Raw genomic sequence first — 19028 nt, forward strand, 5'->3', positions numbered from 1 at the left:
TGAAAAGAAATTAGGATGATAGCACTGATTGTAGTAGCAAAGAAGTGCTATAGGTATGATATGATTCAGGGCGTGGTGGTATAATTTAAACTAATGCCCTGTGTGCGTTGCTTTCTTATGAGGGATGTGGTGGAGACGGAGGTTGTTTGAGCGGGTTGATGTGTGAATTGGTGCCGGGTGGGAGGTGTGCTGCATGAAAGAGTTGTTTTCGTCACAATCTCATTCAGGGCAGCCGAAGCAAAATGATAGCAATGCAAAAGAGCAGGGTAGCCTGGAAAATGTTCCTGCCAAACTGGCAACGGCTGCGCATTCCTCTCTGGCCGCTCACCAGAAGTCTTTCTCTATCTTTGATATGGATACCTTAATTCTTCCTGTTATCCCGCAAGAAAAGTCGCCTGACTATGCCCTGGTCCTCTCGAATATGCGGACGCTCAAGTTTCCATCGATGCCTGAAGTACAATCCTCCTGTACTCATATTTCAACTGCTGATGCTCAAGATACTGCTTTAGCGCTAGCAGAGAGGGCAACCTTACCAATGATTGTGCTGAAAGGCATTGCCGGTCAGCAAGGTAATGTGGCACCGGTGATGCATTCGGAGATTTCAGGCGCGGCCAGCGGGGCGGCTATCATTGGAATTGGCAATATTGTTGGTAGCATCCTTAAGTTTGGGAGTAACTATTTATTACAAGTGGGCTTCGGAGCAACCCTCTACGGCCTCTATTCAATCTGCCTGGCGATGGTACAACTGGTCGCCTCACTCTGCAATCTGGGCTTGAGCGACACAGTGATCCGCTACACGGCAATCTATCAGAGCCGGCAGCAGATACGTTCATTGCAGGGACTTCTCCGTTTCTGTACGATGATAGCCGCGATTATGGGGCTTACAGGCTCATGTTGCATCTTGCTATTTTCGACTGTGTTCGCGGTCTCCAAGCATGAACCCGCACTGGCTCCGTTGCTGCGTTTGATGTCCCCGCTGGTATTTCTCTTCTGCCTGCAGGCCGTATGGTTGGGATCTCTCCAGGGCTTAAAGTTATTTAAATGGCGCGTCATTGCTGAACGTCTGGTAGTGCCATGTGTTCTTTTACTGCTTGCCATGCTTTTTTTCTGGCTGGCACCCAGTCTGTATACGATTGCCCTGGCAACTATTTTGAGTATGGTGGCTGGCACCCTGGCCTGCGCCTACTTCCTATATCGTGCTGTAATGAGGCCTAAACGCGGACGTCTGCAGTATGATGTTCAAGAATGGCTCAGTTTTGCCGTGTTTAATTTTTTGACCTCGATTACCGAAGTTGTGCTTGAATCAATCGATACACTCTTATTAGTAGTTCTGGTGGTGTCTGATACGCAGATCGGACAATATAATGCCGCGATAAAAATTAGCGATTTTATCGCCATGCCTTTGTTTTCATTAAATACAATGTTTGCTCCTACAATTGCTGAACTGCATAGTCAGGGTGAAGCGCAGAAATTAGAGACCATGTATCAGGTGGTCAACAAATGGATCATTATGCTCAGTCTGCCTATTTTTTGTATTGCGACCCTTTTCTCACAACCTCTATTACAATTATCAGGCAAGAGTTTTTTCGCGGCCTGGCCCCTGCTGGTGGTGTCTGCCATAGGGAGCATGATCAACGCCTCTACAGGCAGTGTGGGCTATGTATTGTTGATGACTGGCCACCAGCGTATTTCGTTTATAAATTCCCTGATCTCGGTGAGTTTGAATATCCTTCTTGGCCTGTTACTGATCCCTCACTTTGGAGCTATGGGGACCGCTATTGGGACCACGGTGACGCTGGCAATTATCAATATTCTGCGCTATATACAGATTCGTAGCTTGCTCAAGTTTTATCCCTATAACTGGCATATCTTGAAGCCTATGGGAGCCGGCCTGTTCAGTACGTTGCTGGTAGGAGGGCTACTCTTCCTTTTAGCTGATGCTGTTCTACCTGTCCGGCTGTTACTGATTCCTCTCTTCATACTTTGCTATGCTGGCTGCCTCTACCTCTTCAAAATTGGTCCTGAGGATGCTATTGTGTTGGATGCTTTTCGCCGTAAGTTTACGCGTAGCAGACATAAAGTTTGCTAGTATTTATTGCCTGCTCCTTCAGTTTTGTATTGCTGCAAGCATAATCAAGGGGACCAGGTGGGATTATGATGGATGAAGTCTTGCAGTGTTTTGTAGCCGGGTAAATTACCAGTTGGCTGGGTCAGGCTCATGCCGTCATTGCCCTGATCGATGGTGTACCAGAAAATATGGCGGATGATATGCGAAGCCATCGCCATTTGCGCCGTTTTAAGCAGGTAATTGGCCTGAGTCTGGGGTGAGATGATACAGTGGACGTCCTGGGCAACGCCACTGGTATTCCAGCCGATCTCAGTAGCCCAGATAGGTTTCTGCCCATCGCCATACTGACTCATGACATAGTGGATAAGCTGCCACTCTTTATCGAAGGAGGGCCGTTCACCTGCAGTGCTAGCAGGATCATTGGCACAGACATAGTAGTGAAAATTGGCGAAGTCAAAGGATGAGCCAAGATCATGCTGGTAGAGCCATTGCATATAATCCTGGATATGCGGCGTATTGACCCACCAGATAGCGGCCATGCCTACCAGGGCCCCTGGAGAAGCCGCCTTGACGGCGCTATAGGTTGCCTTCAGGATTGGACCATAGAAGTATGGTTGGCGGCAACTGATCGATTCATTCCAGTTTCCTGTCCACAGGCTATCGAATTCTTCATTGCCTATTTCATAGCTCTCAATATAGCCATGGCCATTTTTCCCGTTGTAACGTTGGGCTACCGCACGTCCATAGGCCGCCATCTCGGTTGCGCCGGGGAAGAGGAGTCGGCTGGCACAGGTCTGGCGTAACGCCCATCTAGGAGCTGTCTGTAGCGGGAAGCTCATATGTATATGACTGGTGTTTGCCAGCGCGACCGCATTGTCTAACTGTTGCCAGTTGTAGTGACCTGGTTGTGGCTCGATCGAGCTCCAGTTTTGCTGATAGCGTACCCAATTGATGTTGAGCTGTTGTAAATCCTTAACGGTCTGCTGGCGTAAGGTATTGTATACCGTCATACCATAGGGCCGATCCCGATCGGAGATCGATAATTTGTGGGTGCCAGGTTGGAAATAATAAAGCAAAAAAATGCTTATCAGCACGCTAAGCACCAATGTTACCATCAGGATCTTCAGCACCTTGGCCGGGCGACGAAAGGACGAAATTGACTTTTTATTCATACACCAGTCCTTGTCGCTGTCTGTCGATAACTATCTATTGCCTCATGATAGACTGCTAATGTTTTTTTTGCGCAGGTTGCGTGGTGGAAGGCCTGCGCCTGCTGTTTCCCTTGTTGAATCAAGCGGCGACGTAGCTCTTCATTGGTGAGAATATGCTGGATCGCGTCCGCCAGTGGCTGGGCGCTGGCACAATTGGCGCGCAGAACCGCATCGCCCGCGATCTCCACGCTGGCGGCTTCATAGCTAGCGACTACTGGAGTCCCACATGCCATCGCTTCCAGCGTGGGCATGCCCTGACCTTCATGTTTGGAGGGGAAAACCAGGGCACTGGCCCCGGCATAGAGCGCTCCCATGGCATCATCCTCGACCCAACCAGCCTGGTGTATGCGCTCTCGATATGGTGAATGCTCGATAAGCTGTACCGCGGCCTCACTACCATAGCCGAGTCCACCTGTTAAGACCAGGTGGAGATCTGCGAAGCGGCCAGCCAGTAGATCGAAGGCCTCTAGCAGTCGCTCTACATTCTTGCGTGGCATGATACGCCCTACATGCAAGAGATAGCGTTGCCCGTAGCGCTGGCGCATCTGCTTAATCGCTTCCTCTGAAATATGGCATTCGCTGACCTCTGGACGGAGCGCATGATGGATCAGGCGAATGCGCTCGCTAGGAATTGACCAGCAGGTGGTTAGCTCGTTATATGTTTGTTCTGAGATGGCGATGATGCGCTGCGACTTACGCACGCCAGAGCGCAATAGATATTTGTGGTAGAGGCGTGGATACCAGGACGATTGCTCTGGCACTTTTAAGAAGGCCAGATCATGAATGGTGGTAACCAGGGGGCCCTGCCAGCCAAGAGGGGCTGCAAAAGCAGGCGTATGTAAGAGGTCCGGTTTTACTTGTTGGAGAATATGCGGCCCGAGTACTTGATGCTGGATCAGGATGCCACGCCGTGAGGGTAGGGCGGCAGGGTGAAGTTGGATATTTGGGAACTGTGCCAGGGCCCAATATGCTTCGGGTCGTCCTGTCACAATAATATATTCGTTGTGTTGATCTACACGCGCCAGGCCATGGAGCAGGGCGCGCGTAGCGAGCAGCATACCTCCCGGCTCATATTCGGCTGTGATTAAATCAATTGCTATCCGCATTAACATTCTCCTTAACTTCCTCTATCCGACGTTCAGGACGCCAGCGGCTCATTTGTCCTACGCAACCTAGCGCCAGGCCTGCTATCAGGCAGAGAAAGGTGGCAGTTTCAACATTATCAAAAGGCACATCCAGGCAACCGGTGATCAATGTCGCACAGACCAATAGTATGGTTGCCAGGAGCGGTATGCGAAAGTTTTGCGGCGCTTTGCGGTAGGCCTGGCCACAAATTATCAGCAGACTTAATAAAAAGAGCAGGCCTGTCATAAGCCAGGGAAGTCCACCCTCTAGTGCCCATTCCAGATATTGGTTATGTACGCTGATACCATGGGAGTTGAGTTGAGTAGCCTGACTGATGGTCAGGCGTTGATAGTAATAGTGAAATTGTTCCAGCCCGATACCAATGATTGGATGAGCCTGGATAAGTTTAAAGGCCTCGTGCCATAAAAAGACACGGTTGGTGGTTGAAGTTGAGGCATGGGTAAAATGGGCGATTATCGTTCCAGGGAATGCTAGCAGGCTGCCGATCACCACAATTGCAAAGCTCCAGAAGAGTTTATAGCGGCGTGTCAGTAGCAAAGCTATACAAAGCATTGCTCCCAGTGCCATCAGCGCGCTACGAGTCCCTGAACCCACAACGACGGCCAGTGTGGCAAACGTCATCAGCGCACCTAGCAAGCGCTCATGTGGTCGTTTAGCATGGAGCCAGCAAGCCAGTGAGAGCGCAAAGAGTCCCGTCATATAGATACCCAGTGTCGCGGCACCGTCAAATGGTCCAACCAGGCGTCCTTTATCTCCTGTCGTAGCCGGGTCCTGGTCAGGCACGATAAATGTTGGCAAATGGGTACCCAGGGCCTGGCCCAGGCAGATCAGATAGATGGGTAGATTGCTCAACAGGGCCAGCTTAAAAAAAGCTGATAGATCGGTGATCATGGGATACAGGAAGGTACCGCAAAAGAAGGCCAGCAGGATAATTGCCAGATCGTAAACTCTCTTGTTGGCCCCGAAGACGGTGGCGTTAGTACTGAATTCAGGAACATGTATAAATGAGATCAAAGCGATGCTAAAAAAGAGCAGGGCTATTACATGGGGAAATTGCAATCTAATGCCTGGACGCAGCAATAAGATTATACTCAGACAAAGTAAGAGGGTTAACTCGCTTAGTCGAAGAGTATGGCCCGGGGTGGGCAACTGCAAGGAGGGCAAGCCCTCGCTCAAAAAGACCAGGAAGATTGCCACTCCAGGTCGCTTTACCGCTAAGCCGACAATGGCGATTGCGGCCAGACCCAGGCCCGCAAGTAGGGGAGAGGCCAGTATAGAGCAACTTACCGCTATAAATACAAGCAAGCCTACAAAGCAAGCGCCCAGCAGTACATATTGCCTGGTTATTGGTGTGGAGACCAGTGCTTTGATCGCACTGGCCCCATATCCTGATGATTGTCTTAGCATTGAAACCTGTCTACTGCGTTCCATTCCCCTACCCTTTATATTGACCTGGCTGCTGGGTAGAGTATGTAGCGGGTAATAGCTGTCCCATGTCACGGGCTGGAGGATCCAGTAGGATTTGTGGCTGGGATTTATGGCGGTTAGATGTGATGGGTCTCTCGGAAAGGAGCAGACGCTGATTATTAATGGCGATCCTGGCCCAGGGAGCGGTCACATACCGTTTTTTCCTGTCGCCATGTTCGTCCTGTTCAAGCCAGTCATGCTTGTATTTTTGCGGCGAAACATAGATGTAAGGCATATGCTGTGGCCGCCGCCGATTGACGATAACCCCTTGCAGTGGGGCATGGAGCCGCCGCAGCATATGCGCCCATTTTTGTAGTTGTCGTGCCTGTTCCCTGCCAGCCTCAACAATCAGCAAAGCCGCGTCAGCACATGAAGCCAGGGTCGTCGTGTTAGAATCCTCGGTTAGAGGAGCCGCATCAATGATAATAATATCGATCAAACTACTGGCCTGTCCTTCTAGATCCTGTGTAGGTTGAACCAGACAATTGATGAGCAAGGATAAAATGGGTGCGCGCAGGATATTTCCCTTAACCGCTGGCAGCGGGCCGGTTGGTAAAAACCAGAGATTAGGGATCGAGGTTTGATGCTGATGCAACCAGGATTGTATTTTATTATTGGGTCCTTCTTGAAAGAGCATGTTCTCGGTCATCACAGTAGTAAGCCCATAGATATTGGGATGTTTAAAGATGCGGTGCAGGGAGCCGCGTTGCAGGTTGCCATCGATCAACATGACGCGTAGCCCGGTGTGGGCCAGTGTGATCGCTAGATTAACCGCCGTAGTTGAATTACCTGCCCTGGCTTGTATGCTTGTTACCAACACGGTATGCTTTTCGGCGCATTTCATAATCAAATTGGTACTGATGGTGCCAAATGCTTGTTCAATCACATCATTATTTATAATTGGAAGCTCATTGCGCATCTTCTGCTCAGCCATTCTGATATAGGGAACACTGCCCAGGGCTGGCAGCTCGGCCAGTTGTTCTACGTCTTCCGCCGTTTTAATCGTGGTATTGCTCCAATCGAGTAGTAAGATAAATACCAGGGAGAGCACCAGGCTTAGAGCGCCAGCGACTACTGTATTGAGCAAGGTGTGGGGACTGCTGGGTGAACTGGGAACATTAGCTGATTGAACCACTTTCAGACCGGTAGGGATTTGTAATAATTGCTGTTGAAGCTGGGTATAATTGGTCAGCAAAGAATTATAAGTAATCTGATCGCCGTTAATAACATCGTTCTGGTGAGAAATACTTTCTGCGGTTGCCTGGGATGCTTGCAGGATCGAAAGTTGCTGTTGATCATTATCAACCGTTTTTTTTGCATCCCTTACATTTTTTGCCAGCCGGATAGAGACATTTTTCACTTGCTGTAGTGCAAGATTATTTTGGGCCTGGATAAAGACATCAACTATGGTATTAGCAATCAAACTTGCCCGAACAGGATCTTTATCTGTAACGCGTACTTGAATAATCGGTGTATTATCCAGGGGCGAGTCACTTACCTGGTCAGCCAGCTGTTGTGCTGACACCTCATGCAGCCTGTTCGCAGCAGCTTGTAATACATCGGGGCGCGTAATCAGTAGCGCATCACTTTGAGCGAGAGCCTGATCAACAAAAATACTGCCGTTATTCGTGCTTGTATCATGAACCTGTATTAGTGCAGAGGTTTCATAAATTGGATGTGCTATAACATTGAGGATATATGTTACTGCCGTACAGCATACCACCGCCAATACCAGTAACCAGAGCCAGCGGCGCAACAGTGCCCCATAATGGCCTATGCTTGTTCCAATAGACATTCCGCTTCCACCTTTCCACCTCCATCGCCTCTTCGCAACTTTTGTTATCTTTGAGACGCCAAAATTACCCACGAACACAACATACAACGTTTCCACAAAATTATAGTAACTCGCTAACCATCAATCCTATTTCTCTCCAAGTAGAAAAAATTATATTTTGATAATCTTATATGTATTAATTCTTTTGATAAAATTTAACCATAAAATACAATAATTAACTGCAATACAACAAATTAACAACTTGCCGCATACATAGCTGGCACTATAATGTGGTGCTGTAGGTATCAGGGAGATGTTGTTAGAAGGGGAAAAATCAGCCACATGAAAATTCTTTTTATCACTCCTTATCCCCCGTCCCGCATACGCGTGCGTGCTTATGGTTTTGTGCAGCAACTGTGTCGGGAACACGAAGTAACTATTTTGACCCAGAGCTCGAATGCGCAAGAATGGCGTGATTGCCTGGCTCTGCAACAGCAAGGGTTTGAGGTGATAGTAGTATCCGAGCCGCGTAGCTATGCGCTAGCGCGTAGTGGATTGGCGCTGGCAAGTTCGACCCCTCTACAGGTAGCATATGCCCGCTCAGGATGTTTTTTACACCAGGCGCAACTTTTATGCGCGCGCAAGCACTTTGACATCATCCATGTTGAGCATCTACGTGGAATTGCATCTATGGACGCACTGGTCCAGGATCATCCATTGGTATGGGATGCCGTGGATTGTATCAGTGAGCTATGGAGGCAGACAGCTCGCTCCGGTCCCAGCCTGGCACTGCGCACCGTGGCGCTGCTAGAGTATAAGCGCACAAAGCGTTATGAGCGCCAGCTTCAGCAGAAGATCGCGCATATTGTAACGACCTCAGAAAGTGATCGGCAGTCACTTTTTGCGCTTGCCCGATCCGCGCGCTTAAAAGAGGAGCCCAACCCAGAACGTATCACGGTCGTTCCGTGTGGAGTGGATCTGGATTATTTTGCGCCGAGCGACCAGCGTTATCGGCCCTATAATATTGTATTTTCGGGTAAGATGAGCTACCACGCCAATGTGGCCGCTGCGCAATATCTTTATCATAAAATCATGCCTTTAATCTGGCGTGTCGAGCCTGCCGCTACCTTAACGATTGTTGGCAGTCACCCTCCCCAATCAATTCAGCGCCTACGCCTGGACCAGCGGGTAGAGATTACTGGTTATGTAGATGATATCCGCCCATATATCAAGCGTGCGCATATTATGCTCAGCCCAATGGTGTACAGCGTTGGTATCCAGAATAAAGTCCTGGAGACGATGGCTCTGGGCACTCCGGCCGTGATTTCAGCCCACTCCGCGCAAGCCTTAAGTGCTCGACCGGGACATGATATGTTTAGCGCCACATCAGCTCAAGAATTTGCCACGGCGGCATTGCACCTGATGCGTGATGCCGCGTTGCGGGAAAAGATAAGTCAACAGGCGCGCCAATATGTGGAGCAGCGGCACCGCTGGTCTGATGTGACACAACAGTTAGTGCATATTTATCAGCGTGCCATCTCTGGGGAAGCTCAAAAAGAGATGATCACAGTGCCTGACCCGGTCGCATCCGACCAATTGTAGGCACCACGAAGGATTAACGAATGGGTAGTTATACCCACCAACACGATAGACGCAATCAAGGAGAATTGATCAGTGAGCGATGATACAAAGCGACTTAAGATCGCGTTACTAACAGCGCTAGATGCTCAGGATCGCCGTTCCTGGTCCGGCACCTTCTATTCGATTGCGCAGGCTTTGCAGAAATATTGTGGCGACATCACTTATATTGGTCCAATGAATGCCGCCAACGAGATGTTGTTTGGGCGTATGACCCACGTCGCCTCCCGTTTCCTCCTGGGGAAGAACTTTTTATTTCGCCACTCGCGCGCGGTATCGAAACGCTATGCTAGCCTGGCTTCTGAACGCCTGGCCGCCAGACCTTTTGACATCATTGTGTCATTGAGTGGCGCAACGGAAATTGCATTTTTAAAGACAACTCTTCCGATTGTCCTGGTTGAAGATGCAAATTTTCCACTGTTACGCGGCTATCACCAACACTTTTCCGCTTTATTAGAATGTTCGGCCAGCCAGGTCAATGATATTCAGGCACGCGGCATTCGTAATGCGGACCTGATATTGTATGCCACTTATTGGGCGGCTAAAGCAGCCATTGAATATTATGAGGCGGAGCCGCAAAAGGTGAGGGTGATACCATTTGGAGCAAATCTAGAACATATTCCGGCTAGAGAGCTGGCGCTGGCCCGGCGCAAAGGGCGTCGCTGCGAATTACTATTTGTCGGGGTCAATTGGGAACGTAAAGGCGGCGATATCGCCTTTGAGACCCTTTGTGAGTTGGAAAAGCTAGGCATCGAGGCCTCATTAACGACCTGTGGCTGTATCCCTCCACGTTGGATCAAGCATCCACGGCTCACGATCATACCATTTTTAGATAAGAATGATCCCGAGCAATTTAAGCGCTTAGAAGCTTTATATCTTAATTCGACCTTTTTGCTCCTACCAACCAGGAATGAATGTTTTGGCATTGCTCTCTGTGAGGCCAACGCTTTTGGCTTACCCGTTATGACGACCCACACTGGCGGTGTGCCAGAAGTAGTGAGCAATGGTGAAAATGGTTTCACACTCCCTTACTCTGCGCGAGGTAAAGAATATGCGGCGATGATTGCGCATGTCTATCGCGACGAAAAACTTTACCAGCATATGATCCAGCAGAGTCGCGCGGCTTTTGAAGAGCGCCTGAACTGGGATGTGTGGGGGAAGGCGGCAAGGGAGGCCATATCACTGATGATGCTACAGCGCAACGATGCTCGGCTATTTGTTGAGCCTCAGCCCCTTTCTCATTGAAAACTCTTTTACTACAAATTTTTAATTATTGAGGACAGAATGAATCAGACAGAGAAACACATTATTGTAGAGGCGCAGACTCCGGCATCAGTTCCATATCTTTATGGGATGAGCCCTGACATTATTTATGTTCCTTCGCCATTTTTTGATATGGTGAAGCGCGGCATAGATTGTACCGCTGCCTTAGTGGGCCTTTTGCTGCTGTCCCCCCTCTTTTTATTGATTGCCTTGCGCATTAAAATGCACGATGGAGGGCCTGTTTTGCATTTTCGTGAGATTGTCGGTCGCGATGGCAAGCATTTTTTCGCCCTCAAGTTTCGTACCATGATCCTGGATGCGGATGACTATTTACAGCGTCATCCCGATCTGCTGCAACTGTATCAGAAAAACATGAAGCTGACACTTGATCCCAGGGTGACCGCGGTCGGGCATTTTTTACGCAAATCTAGCCTGGATGAATTGCCTCAATTAGTCAATGTCCTGCTAGGGCAAATGTCACTGGTGGGGCCACGCATCATTCATCCAAGCGAGCTGGCTCGCTATCGGGAGTATGCCCATAAGCGGCTCTCGGTCAGGCCTGGAATTACAGGTCTCTGGCAGGTGTGTGGCCGGCAGCACTCCTCATATGAGGAACGCATCGCCCTGGACATGCAGTATATCGATACCCGTTCTCTGCTACTTGATCTATCCATTCTGCTCAAAACATGCAAAGTCATAATCGTACATACTGGGGCCTGAAGGATGACAGTGGCAAAGATGCACATTACCAGTAAGAATGAGTCTTACTCCCATCATCATGGGGAGCGTGCCGCCCTTATGCGGACGTGCGCTGACGCGCCCGAGCATTTTTTCTTATGTGGTGTAGAAAGTGCGCACAGCGCACTTTCTACACCACATAAGAGGACTTCTTGAGCGCCAAAGGCGCTCAAACTCAGGCGTGAAGATCGCGGAGATCATGAGGATAAGAAACATTCTAAACATTGAGAGGATTTTCTATGCCAAATGCACTAATTACGGGCATTACAGGTCAGGATGGGAGCTATTTAGCCGAGCTTTTATTGCAAAAAGGCTATCGCGTCTATGGTATTGTTCGCCGGGCCAGTACTTTTAATAGTGAGCGCATTAGCCATTTGCTGAATGATATCGAGTTTATTGATGCCGATTTGTTGGACCAGGCATCCTTGATTCATGCCGTTCGTCATTCACGTGCCGATGAAATCTACAATCTGGCAGCGATGTCATTTGTGGGGACCTCATTTTTACAACCAGTCGCCACCGGCGAATATACCGCGCTCAGTGCTGCCCGCATGTTAGAGGCCGTTCGCTTTGTGGATCGGCCGGTGCGTTTCTATCAGGCCTCAACCTCTGAAATGTTTGGTAAGGCCCAGACCATACCCCAGAACGAGCACACACCTTTTTATCCCCGCAGCCCTTATGGGGTCGCCAAGCTATATGCTCATTGGATGACCGTCAACTTTCGCGAGAGCTATGACCTGTTTGCCTGCTCAGGAATTTTGTTTAACCATGAATCTCCGCGCCGGGGACTGGAATTTGTCACGCGCAAGATCTCGCATGCGGTGGCGCGCATTCACCTGGGTTTACAGGACAAACTGAAGCTGGGAAATCTGGAAGCAAAGCGAGATTGGGGTTTTGCCGGGGATTATGTCCAGGCGATGTGGTTGATGCTACAGCAGGAAGAGCCTGATGATTATGTGATTGCTACCGGAGTATCGCATAGTGTGCGCGAGTTTGTGGATGCCGCCTTTGATTACATTGGCATCGATGATTGGTCACCTTATGTGGAGATTGAGCCGCAGCTATTCCGGCCCGCTGAGGTGGATCAGTTACTAGGGGACGCTAGCAAAGCCCATGAGAAACTTGGTTGGGCCTCGGTGACATCTTTTGAAGATATTGTTCGCAGCATGGTAGAGCATGATATTCGTCAACTGACCCAGGCGGAGGCCATCATAAAAAACGCGAGCTATCTACTTACCGCCCAACCCTGCTAGATCGATTCAAGATACCCTGAAAAACCTTCCAGTAACGGAAAGAGAGTATTTGAACGATGACCAAGCCAGCTTGCATCCTTATCACCGGTATTTCCGGTTTTGTGGGAGGCTATCTCGCTCAAGAGTGCCTGCGCTGTTATCCGGACGCTAGAATTTATGGCCTGTATCGCCGTGCCGCGCGCCAGGTACCTGAGTTGGCCGGCATTCACTCTATAGTTGGAGACATTTTATCGTTAAAAAGCATGCAACATGTCATTGACAGCGTGCAGCCAGACCTGATTTTTCACCTGGCTGCACAATCATCGGTTGCCTCTTCCTGGTCTGATCCGGTTGGCACACTCCAGGTCAATGCTGAGGGGGCGGTACATATGTTTGAGGCTGTGCGTCTGGCTGGCATCATGGCGCGTATCGTTGTCGTTGGTTCAAGTGAGCAGTATGGCAGTGTGCCGCTCGAAGCTAATCCGATCAAAGAAGATCAACCATTTCGACCAATCAATCCTTATGCCGTCGCCAAAGCGGCGCAGGATTTTTACGCATATCAGTATTTTGCCGCTTATCGGTTGCCTACTTTGCGGGTACGGCCCTTTAATCATTTTGGCCCTCGTCAGCTACCTGTATTTGTGGTGGCCAGCCTGGCACGGCAGATCGCTTTGATCGAAGCTGGCAAAGTTGAACCGATCCTGACCGTTGGCAATCTGCGAGCCAGGCGTGACTTCTTGCCGGTTGAAGACGTGGTCAAAGCTTACCTGGCTGTCGCGGAACAGGGTCAGTTAGGAGAAGCCTATAATGTTGGTTCGGGGATCGCCCACTCAATTGGAGACATACTAAATATATTGTTGCAGCACGCAAACTGCCCTATTCGTATCCGCGAAGATCCCAATCGCCTGCGACCGCTAGATCAACCAATCACCATGGCTGACATCTCACAAATTCAAACCCATACCAACTGGCAACCAGAGTTGGATTTTCAGCAGGCACTCAAACAAACACTTGACTACTGGCGTTCCATTGTCTAAGAGCTAACAAGGAGCGCCCCGAACAAAATAGAAAGATATATAAAGGGATGACCATTACAAATTATTTCACAGAAGTTTCTGACATGTTGCAGGCGATCTCACATGAACAATTGGAACGCATCTTTGTTATCCTGGAGCAGGCCTATCGGCGCAATAAGCGCATCCTGATCATGGGCAATGGGGGGAGCGCAGCTACCGCCTCGCATTTCGCGCTCGATCTGGCCAAAAACACTATCTTCCCCAATTCTCCCAGACTCAAGGCTATCTCTTTGACCGATCATGTGCCGTTGATTACAGCCTGGAGCAACGATACGGCTTACGAGGATATTTTTTCCGAGCAACTGGTCAGCCTGTTGGAAGACGGCGATGTCGTTATGGGTATTAGCACCAGTGGCAACTCTAAAAATGTCATTAACGCGATCTGCTATGCTCATCACGCCGGGGCTACGACCGTCGCATTGCTAGGAGCCCGGGGCGGCAAGTTAAAAGAACTGGTCGATGCCTATATCTTAGCGCCAGGCCAGAATATCGAGCAGGAGGAAGATGCTCATATGATCCTGACCCATATGATGACGCGCCATATGCGCTCTTTTATACTGACAGGCGAGTCCGCCCGGGCCAGAGCGGTGGCTACAACCCCTAAAACACATTTATACTCGCGTTAGCTTTCTATATTTGATTGAGGAGACGGAGAACACTTATTATGACGGTAGTCTTTCTGGATCGCGATGGTGTTATCAATGAAAATAGAATGGATTATGTCAAAAGCTGGCATGAGTTTCATTTTCTCCCCGGAGCTTGTGAGGCGATCGCCCTTCTTACGTCTGCTGGTCATCAGGTAGTTATCTGTACCAATCAAGCAGGCATCGCCACTGGATCTCTAACCATCGAATTAGTTGAAGCTATACATAGACGTATGCTTTGCGCCATTGTGCAGGCCGGGGGACGCGTGGCAGGTGTTTATTATTGCCCTCATAGCAAGCAGGCAGGGTGTACCTGTCGCAAACCAGGGCCAGGATTGTTGCTGAGGGCCAGTCAGGAATTGCAACTGGACCTGCAAGGCGCCGTTTTTGTGGGCGATGGACTTACTGATATCCAGGCCGCGCTGGCGGCGGGTGTAACTCCCATCCTGGTGTTGACCGGCCGTGGCAAAGAGCAGTTGCGGCTGGCGGCTGATGTTATTACTACCCCTTTTTTGGTGGTTGAAGATCTCAGCGCGGCTGCGAAAATTATTATGCAGGGAGGAATATGTGTTAATTGCTAGAGCGCCGATGCGTATCAGCTTTGGTGGTGGTGGAACTGACCTGGAGGCCTATTATGCCAGATACGGGGGCGCCGTTATCAGCACCGCCATTAATAAATACTTTTATGTTGTTGTGACCGCTGAAGAGGGCGAAGACCTCCAGCTAATCTCAGCGGATTACCGTTCACTTTTCCGGCATACCCCCTATACCGATCTGGTCTGGGATGGGGATCTGGCATTGCCGAGGGCGGTACTGCATCATTTCGGCATTCGTGCTGGCCTTAATCTGTTTATCGCCAGTGAGGTGCCTCCAGGGACTGGTCTGGGCTCTTCAAGTGCGGCGGCGGTAGCTCTGGTACGAGCATTTGCTACTTTGACTGATCAGCCGATGGGCAGGCAGCAGATTGCCGAGATTGCCTCGGCTATTGAGATCGATAAAATGGGCATGCCTATTGGCAAGCAGGATCAATATGCGGCGGCTTTCGGTGGCTTGAATAAAATGACTTTTACCAGCGCGGGTGTCACTGTCGAACCTGTACGGCTTGCTTTATCCACACAAAAGACCCTGGAACAACGCCTGCTGCTCTTTTTTACTGGCAGTTCACGAGAGTCTACTTCTATCTTGAAGCACCAGCGGAAATCTACCGAAGAACAAAATGAGCATGTGCTACAGGCCCTGCATAATATCAAAGGGGTTGTCACCGAGGTGGAGCATTGTCTGACCAGTGGCGACCTGGATGGCTTTGGGCAGGTGCTTGATTATTCCTGGCAGGAAAAGCGTCGCCTGGCCCCTAATCTCTCCTCACCATTTATCGATGAGTGCTATACGCTGGCGCGCCAGCATGGGGTGTTGGGTGGAAAGATTACTGGTGCCGGTGGCGGCGGTTTCCTCTTGCTCTATTGCCCCGAAGAGGCCCAGAACATTGTAACCATGATGCTGGAAGAGCGCGGTTTGAAGAGAATGAATTTCCATTTTGACCATCAAGGAGCAACGGTACTCCTCAATGTCACCGATTTTCGGCATCTTACCTATGCTACTGGCGCTGAACCCCAAGGTTCAAGGCTGTATTAAGAAAATCGTTGCGTTTCTCTTTGATGCTTTCGATCCAGGCGGTGTTTTCTTGATACCAATTGATAGTCTGCCTGATGCCTTCCGTGAAAGAGATATGGGACTGCCAGCCCAACTGCAGTCTGATCCGGGTCGTATCCACCGCATGTCGTCGCACATGTCCCAGACGATCCTGTACAAAGCTAATCTGCTCATCAGATTTTTCCAGGATTTTCAGCACTGTCAGCGCATTTTGTAGGGTAGAGCGTTCTTCCTGTGCACCAATATTGAATATCTCACCGGCTACCCGGATTGCGGGTTGATGCAGGATGAACGCCAGCGCCTCCACATGATCACAAACATGAATCCAGTCGCGCGAATGTTGCCCATCACCATAAATGGGCAGTGGACGGCCCTCAAGCGCATTCATGATGAAGAGGGGCAATTGTTTTTCTGGATATTGATACGGTCCATAATTGTTGCTACAGCGTGTGATTGTGACGGGCAGTCCATAGCTAGCCCAATACGAGAAGGCGAGCATATCAGCCCCGGCTTTACTGGCTGCATAAGGCGATAGTGGCCGCAAAGTATCTGTCTCCAGTGAAGGACGGCTTACCCCCTCTGGCGAGCAGGCGTTACCATAAACTTCATCGGTCGAGATATAGAGAAAGTGCTGGATATCTTTTTTACGCGCCGCCTCCAGGAGCGTATAGGTACCCTGTACATTGGTAGCGATAAAGTCTTGAGCATTTAAGAGCGAGCGATCAACATGGGTTTCTGCGGCAAAGTGCACGATAGCGTCGCAGCCTGTCAATGCATGTTCGACGACTTCTGCATCACAGATATCGCCCTGTATAAATGACAGATGAGGAGTTGCAGCAATGGGTGGAAGATTAGCGACATTTCCAGCATAGGTCAATTTGTCTAATACCACAACCCCATCATCTGGATAAGCAGTTAATATATGGCGCACAAAATTACTACCAATAAAACCGGCTCCTCCGGTAACAAGAATACGCATTGATGCTCCTAACACAATCTGTCTGCCACACAGAAAAAAAATCAAGATATATATCATATCTTATGATTACTTTGAATATCTCTTCAATAGTCGATCAGATAAATAGCAATAACTATACCTGTCCTTTTTGACTAAAAAAGACCACTTTAAGTATCTCTATAGTATCTATCATAACGTGATATAGAGTAGGAAGGAGTGTATAAAAATATGACTGAAACAATTGGTTTTATTGGCCTGGGTAATATGGGCAGCCCCATGGCTATTAATTTGCTGAAGGCTGGTTATAACATGCGTGTCTATAACCGTGATTTGAGCAAAACTCAGACTCTGGTTGATGCTGGCGCCAAACGCGGTGTGCGTCCAAGTGATGTAGTCGAGCATGGAGGTATTGTGATCACCATGCTCGCGAACGATGAGGCATTAGAGGCTGTAACATTGGGCATAGATGGAATATTGACCCATTTGAGTCCAGGTGGGATACACATCTCGATGAGTACGGTATCGCCTGATCTGGCGCGTAAAATGCAAAAGCTACATGAGCAGCAAGGCTGTCATTATGTAGCCGCCCCTGTCTTTGGTCGCCCTGAGGCTGCGGCCGCGCGCCAGCTCTGGATCGCGGAAGCTGGCCATCCTGAGGCCAAAAAACGCGTGCGCCCGATATTGGATGCACTGGGACAGGGCATCTTTGATTTTGGCGAGGAAGCTGCCAACGCCAATGTTGTTAAGATCAGTGGGAACTTCTTACTGGCCTCAGCTATGGAAGCGATGGGCGAAGCATTTACGCTGGGGGAAAAGAATGGGGTTGAGCGCACCAAAATGTATGAGCTTTTCACCCAGACCCTCTTTGCATGTCCCGCCTATAAAAGCTATGGCAAGAGGATTGCCGAAAAAAACTTCGAACCAGTTGGTTTTACGATGCAGCTGGCCTTGAAAGATATCAATCTGGTATTGGATTCCGCCAAAGAAGTGGTCTCCCCCATGCCGCTCGCCAGCCATTTATCCAATCGGTTGCTTTCTGGCATCGCCAGGGGGCGCAGTGATCGCGATTGGTCAGAACTGAGTCGCGGTGTTTTAGATGATGCTGGTATCGAGTAAGTAAAAACTATGGAGCAACCCGCTCATAGGTGGGGTTGCTCACTATTGTTTTATGTTTATATGCCCGGTGTACTGGCCATAAAGACCGTTGGTCCTATTATTTTGCCATAAATCCTTATGTGAATGAGAATAGTTAAGATAGACTCTGCTAAAACAACTTGTAATAAAGGGGTTATGATGGAAGATAAGTCTCAGGACACGGTTACTTTTGCCTTACCAGAAGGAGCTTTGCCCATTCAGATTGTGCTAGATGAACTGAAGTCACTTTACCCACATGCTCGCTATGATCTCGATTTCTCGACTCCCCTCGACTTATTGGTCGCTACCCTGTTAGCGGCCCAGTGTACAGACGAACGGGTCAACGCAGTTACCAAAGATCTTTTCCAAAAGTATCGGCGCGCTGAAGATTATGTCGCCGTCAGTCAGGAAGAACTGGAACAGGACGTGCGACCAACGGGTTTTTATCGTCAAAAAGCCAAACAGATCCGTGCTGCTTGCCAGTACCTCATAACCAACCTCAATGGGGAAGTACCACGAACGCTGGCTGAACTGGTCAAAATTCCTGGTGTGGGACGGAAAACCGCTAATGTTATCCTGGGCAGTGCTTTTGGGGTTACGGAAGGCTTTATTGTTGATACTCATGTCGGGCGCCTGGTCAAGCGTTTCGGCTGGACCCAACAAAGTGATGCTGTCAAAGCGGAGCGTGAGTTGATGCGCCTCATTCCACAGCAAGAATGGCTCGGCCTGGCCCACCGTATTATTTATCATGGACGCGCTGTTTGCGTGGCTCGCTCACCACGTTGTGCCCAATGTACACTGGCTGTTTCTTGCCCCTCAGCTACCAACCGCTAACGTTTACAGGCGGCTACCATTCAGCTCATACCAGATGCTACATAAAGAAGATCTGGTATGGGCTTTAGCTCTTATCTTTTTTATGACCTCATATGTATAGCTGTATCTGTTTACGTAAAGATCTCAAATACTTCAATTTAAAGACAAACCATAGCTATTTGTGTGTTTTCGGCTCTCTCTTTGAGCTTTCTGAGC

The 19028-nt window shown here is 49.3% G+C and carries 16 protein-coding genes; 11 read left to right on the forward strand and 5 right to left on the reverse strand.

All coding sequences use genetic code 11. The features are described from left to right. Positions 1-193 precede the first annotated feature (193 nt). Complete coding sequence (locus tag EL645_RS33855) at positions 194-2089, forward strand: flippase (RefSeq protein ID WP_126556862.1); 1896 nt, start codon at positions 194-196, stop codon at positions 2087-2089. A gap of 44 nt (positions 2090-2133) precedes the next feature. Here EL645_RS33855 and EL645_RS33860 read toward each other — a convergent pair whose 3' ends face one another. The 4 genes from EL645_RS33860 to EL645_RS33875 are packed head-to-tail and all read right to left on the reverse strand — an operon-like array spanning position 2134 to position 7687. Continuing rightward, entirely contained in the window at positions 2134-3240 is a 1107-nt protein-coding gene (locus EL645_RS33860) for a beta-galactosidase (protein WP_126556863.1), read from the reverse strand. Next, positions 3237-4385, reverse strand: coding sequence for a glycosyltransferase family 4 protein (locus tag EL645_RS33865; protein ID WP_161977914.1), 1149 nt, complete (start codon positions 4383-4385; stop codon positions 3237-3239). Before EL645_RS33865 ends, EL645_RS33860 begins: the two co-directional genes overlap by 4 nt. Beyond that, positions 4369-5856, reverse strand: a complete 1488-nt coding sequence (locus EL645_RS33870; RefSeq protein WP_126556865.1) for an O-antigen ligase family protein — start codon at positions 5854-5856, stop codon at positions 4369-4371. The genes EL645_RS33865 and EL645_RS33870 overlap by 17 nt, the downstream gene beginning before the upstream one ends. A 4-nt stretch (positions 5857-5860) precedes the next feature. Then, positions 5861-7687 carry a P-loop NTPase gene (locus tag EL645_RS33875; RefSeq protein ID WP_126556866.1) on the reverse strand — a complete coding sequence of 609 codons (1827 nt, stop codon included), beginning with the start codon at positions 7685-7687 and terminating at the stop codon, positions 5861-5863. A 321-nt stretch (positions 7688-8008) separates the two neighbouring features. On the opposite strand from EL645_RS33875, the gene EL645_RS33880 reads away from it, so the two are divergent. From EL645_RS33880 to EL645_RS33915, 8 genes are all read left to right on the forward strand, one after another. Beyond that, on the forward strand, positions 8009-9268 hold the full coding sequence (locus tag EL645_RS33880) for a glycosyltransferase (protein ID WP_161977915.1): 1260 nt from the start codon (positions 8009-8011) through the stop codon (positions 9266-9268). Between the two features lie 72 nt (positions 9269-9340). Next, positions 9341-10549 (forward strand): glycosyltransferase family 4 protein, encoded by a 1209-nt coding sequence (locus EL645_RS33885; RefSeq protein ID WP_126556868.1) that lies wholly within the window; start codon positions 9341-9343, stop codon positions 10547-10549. Positions 10550-10588: 39 nt separating this feature from the next. Further along, positions 10589-11287 carry a sugar transferase gene (locus EL645_RS33890; RefSeq protein WP_126556869.1) on the forward strand — a complete coding sequence of 233 codons (699 nt, stop codon included), beginning with the start codon at positions 10589-10591 and terminating at the stop codon, positions 11285-11287. A gap of 257 nt (positions 11288-11544) precedes the next feature. Further along, positions 11545-12558, forward strand: a complete 1014-nt coding sequence (gene gmd / locus EL645_RS33895; protein ID WP_126556870.1) for a GDP-mannose 4,6-dehydratase — start codon at positions 11545-11547, stop codon at positions 12556-12558. Positions 12559-12614: 56 nt separating this feature from the next. Then, on the forward strand, positions 12615-13574 hold the full coding sequence (locus tag EL645_RS33900) for a GDP-mannose 4,6-dehydratase (RefSeq protein WP_126556871.1): 960 nt from the start codon (positions 12615-12617) through the stop codon (positions 13572-13574). Positions 13575-13621: 47 nt separating this feature from the next. After that, the gene (locus tag EL645_RS33905) at positions 13622-14239 is read left to right on the forward strand and encodes a D-sedoheptulose-7-phosphate isomerase (RefSeq protein ID WP_126556872.1); all 618 of its coding nucleotides are present in this window, start codon (positions 13622-13624) and stop codon (positions 14237-14239) included. Between the two features lie 38 nt (positions 14240-14277). Then, positions 14278-14838 (forward strand): D-glycero-beta-D-manno-heptose 1,7-bisphosphate 7-phosphatase, encoded by a 561-nt coding sequence (gene gmhB, locus EL645_RS33910; RefSeq protein WP_126556873.1) that lies wholly within the window; start codon positions 14278-14280, stop codon positions 14836-14838. Then, positions 14825-15889, forward strand: coding sequence for a GHMP family kinase ATP-binding protein (locus EL645_RS33915; protein ID WP_161977916.1), 1065 nt, complete (start codon positions 14825-14827; stop codon positions 15887-15889). Before gmhB ends, EL645_RS33915 begins: the two co-directional genes overlap by 14 nt. Here EL645_RS33915 and rfbB read toward each other — a convergent pair. Further along, on the reverse strand, positions 15852-16886 hold the full coding sequence (gene rfbB, locus EL645_RS33920) for a dTDP-glucose 4,6-dehydratase (RefSeq protein WP_126556875.1): 1035 nt from the start codon (positions 16884-16886) through the stop codon (positions 15852-15854). The genes EL645_RS33915 and rfbB overlap by 38 nt on opposite strands. Positions 16887-17093: 207 nt before the next feature. Here rfbB and EL645_RS33925 point away from each other — a divergent pair, with 207 nt between their 5' ends. Together EL645_RS33925 and nth are read left to right on the forward strand one after the other, a co-directional pair. Then, positions 17094-17981 carry an NAD(P)-dependent oxidoreductase gene (locus EL645_RS33925; protein WP_126556876.1) on the forward strand — a complete coding sequence of 296 codons (888 nt, stop codon included), beginning with the start codon at positions 17094-17096 and terminating at the stop codon, positions 17979-17981. A 174-nt stretch (positions 17982-18155) separates the two neighbouring features. Further along, positions 18156-18833, forward strand: a complete 678-nt coding sequence (gene nth, locus EL645_RS33930; RefSeq protein ID WP_246035664.1) for an endonuclease III — start codon at positions 18156-18158, stop codon at positions 18831-18833. The last annotated feature ends 195 nt before the right edge of the window (positions 18834-19028 follow it).

The sequence above is a fragment of the Dictyobacter kobayashii genome (assembly GCF_003967555.1).
Classification (GTDB): domain Bacteria; phylum Chloroflexota; class Ktedonobacteria; order Ktedonobacterales; family Ktedonobacteraceae; genus Dictyobacter; species Dictyobacter kobayashii.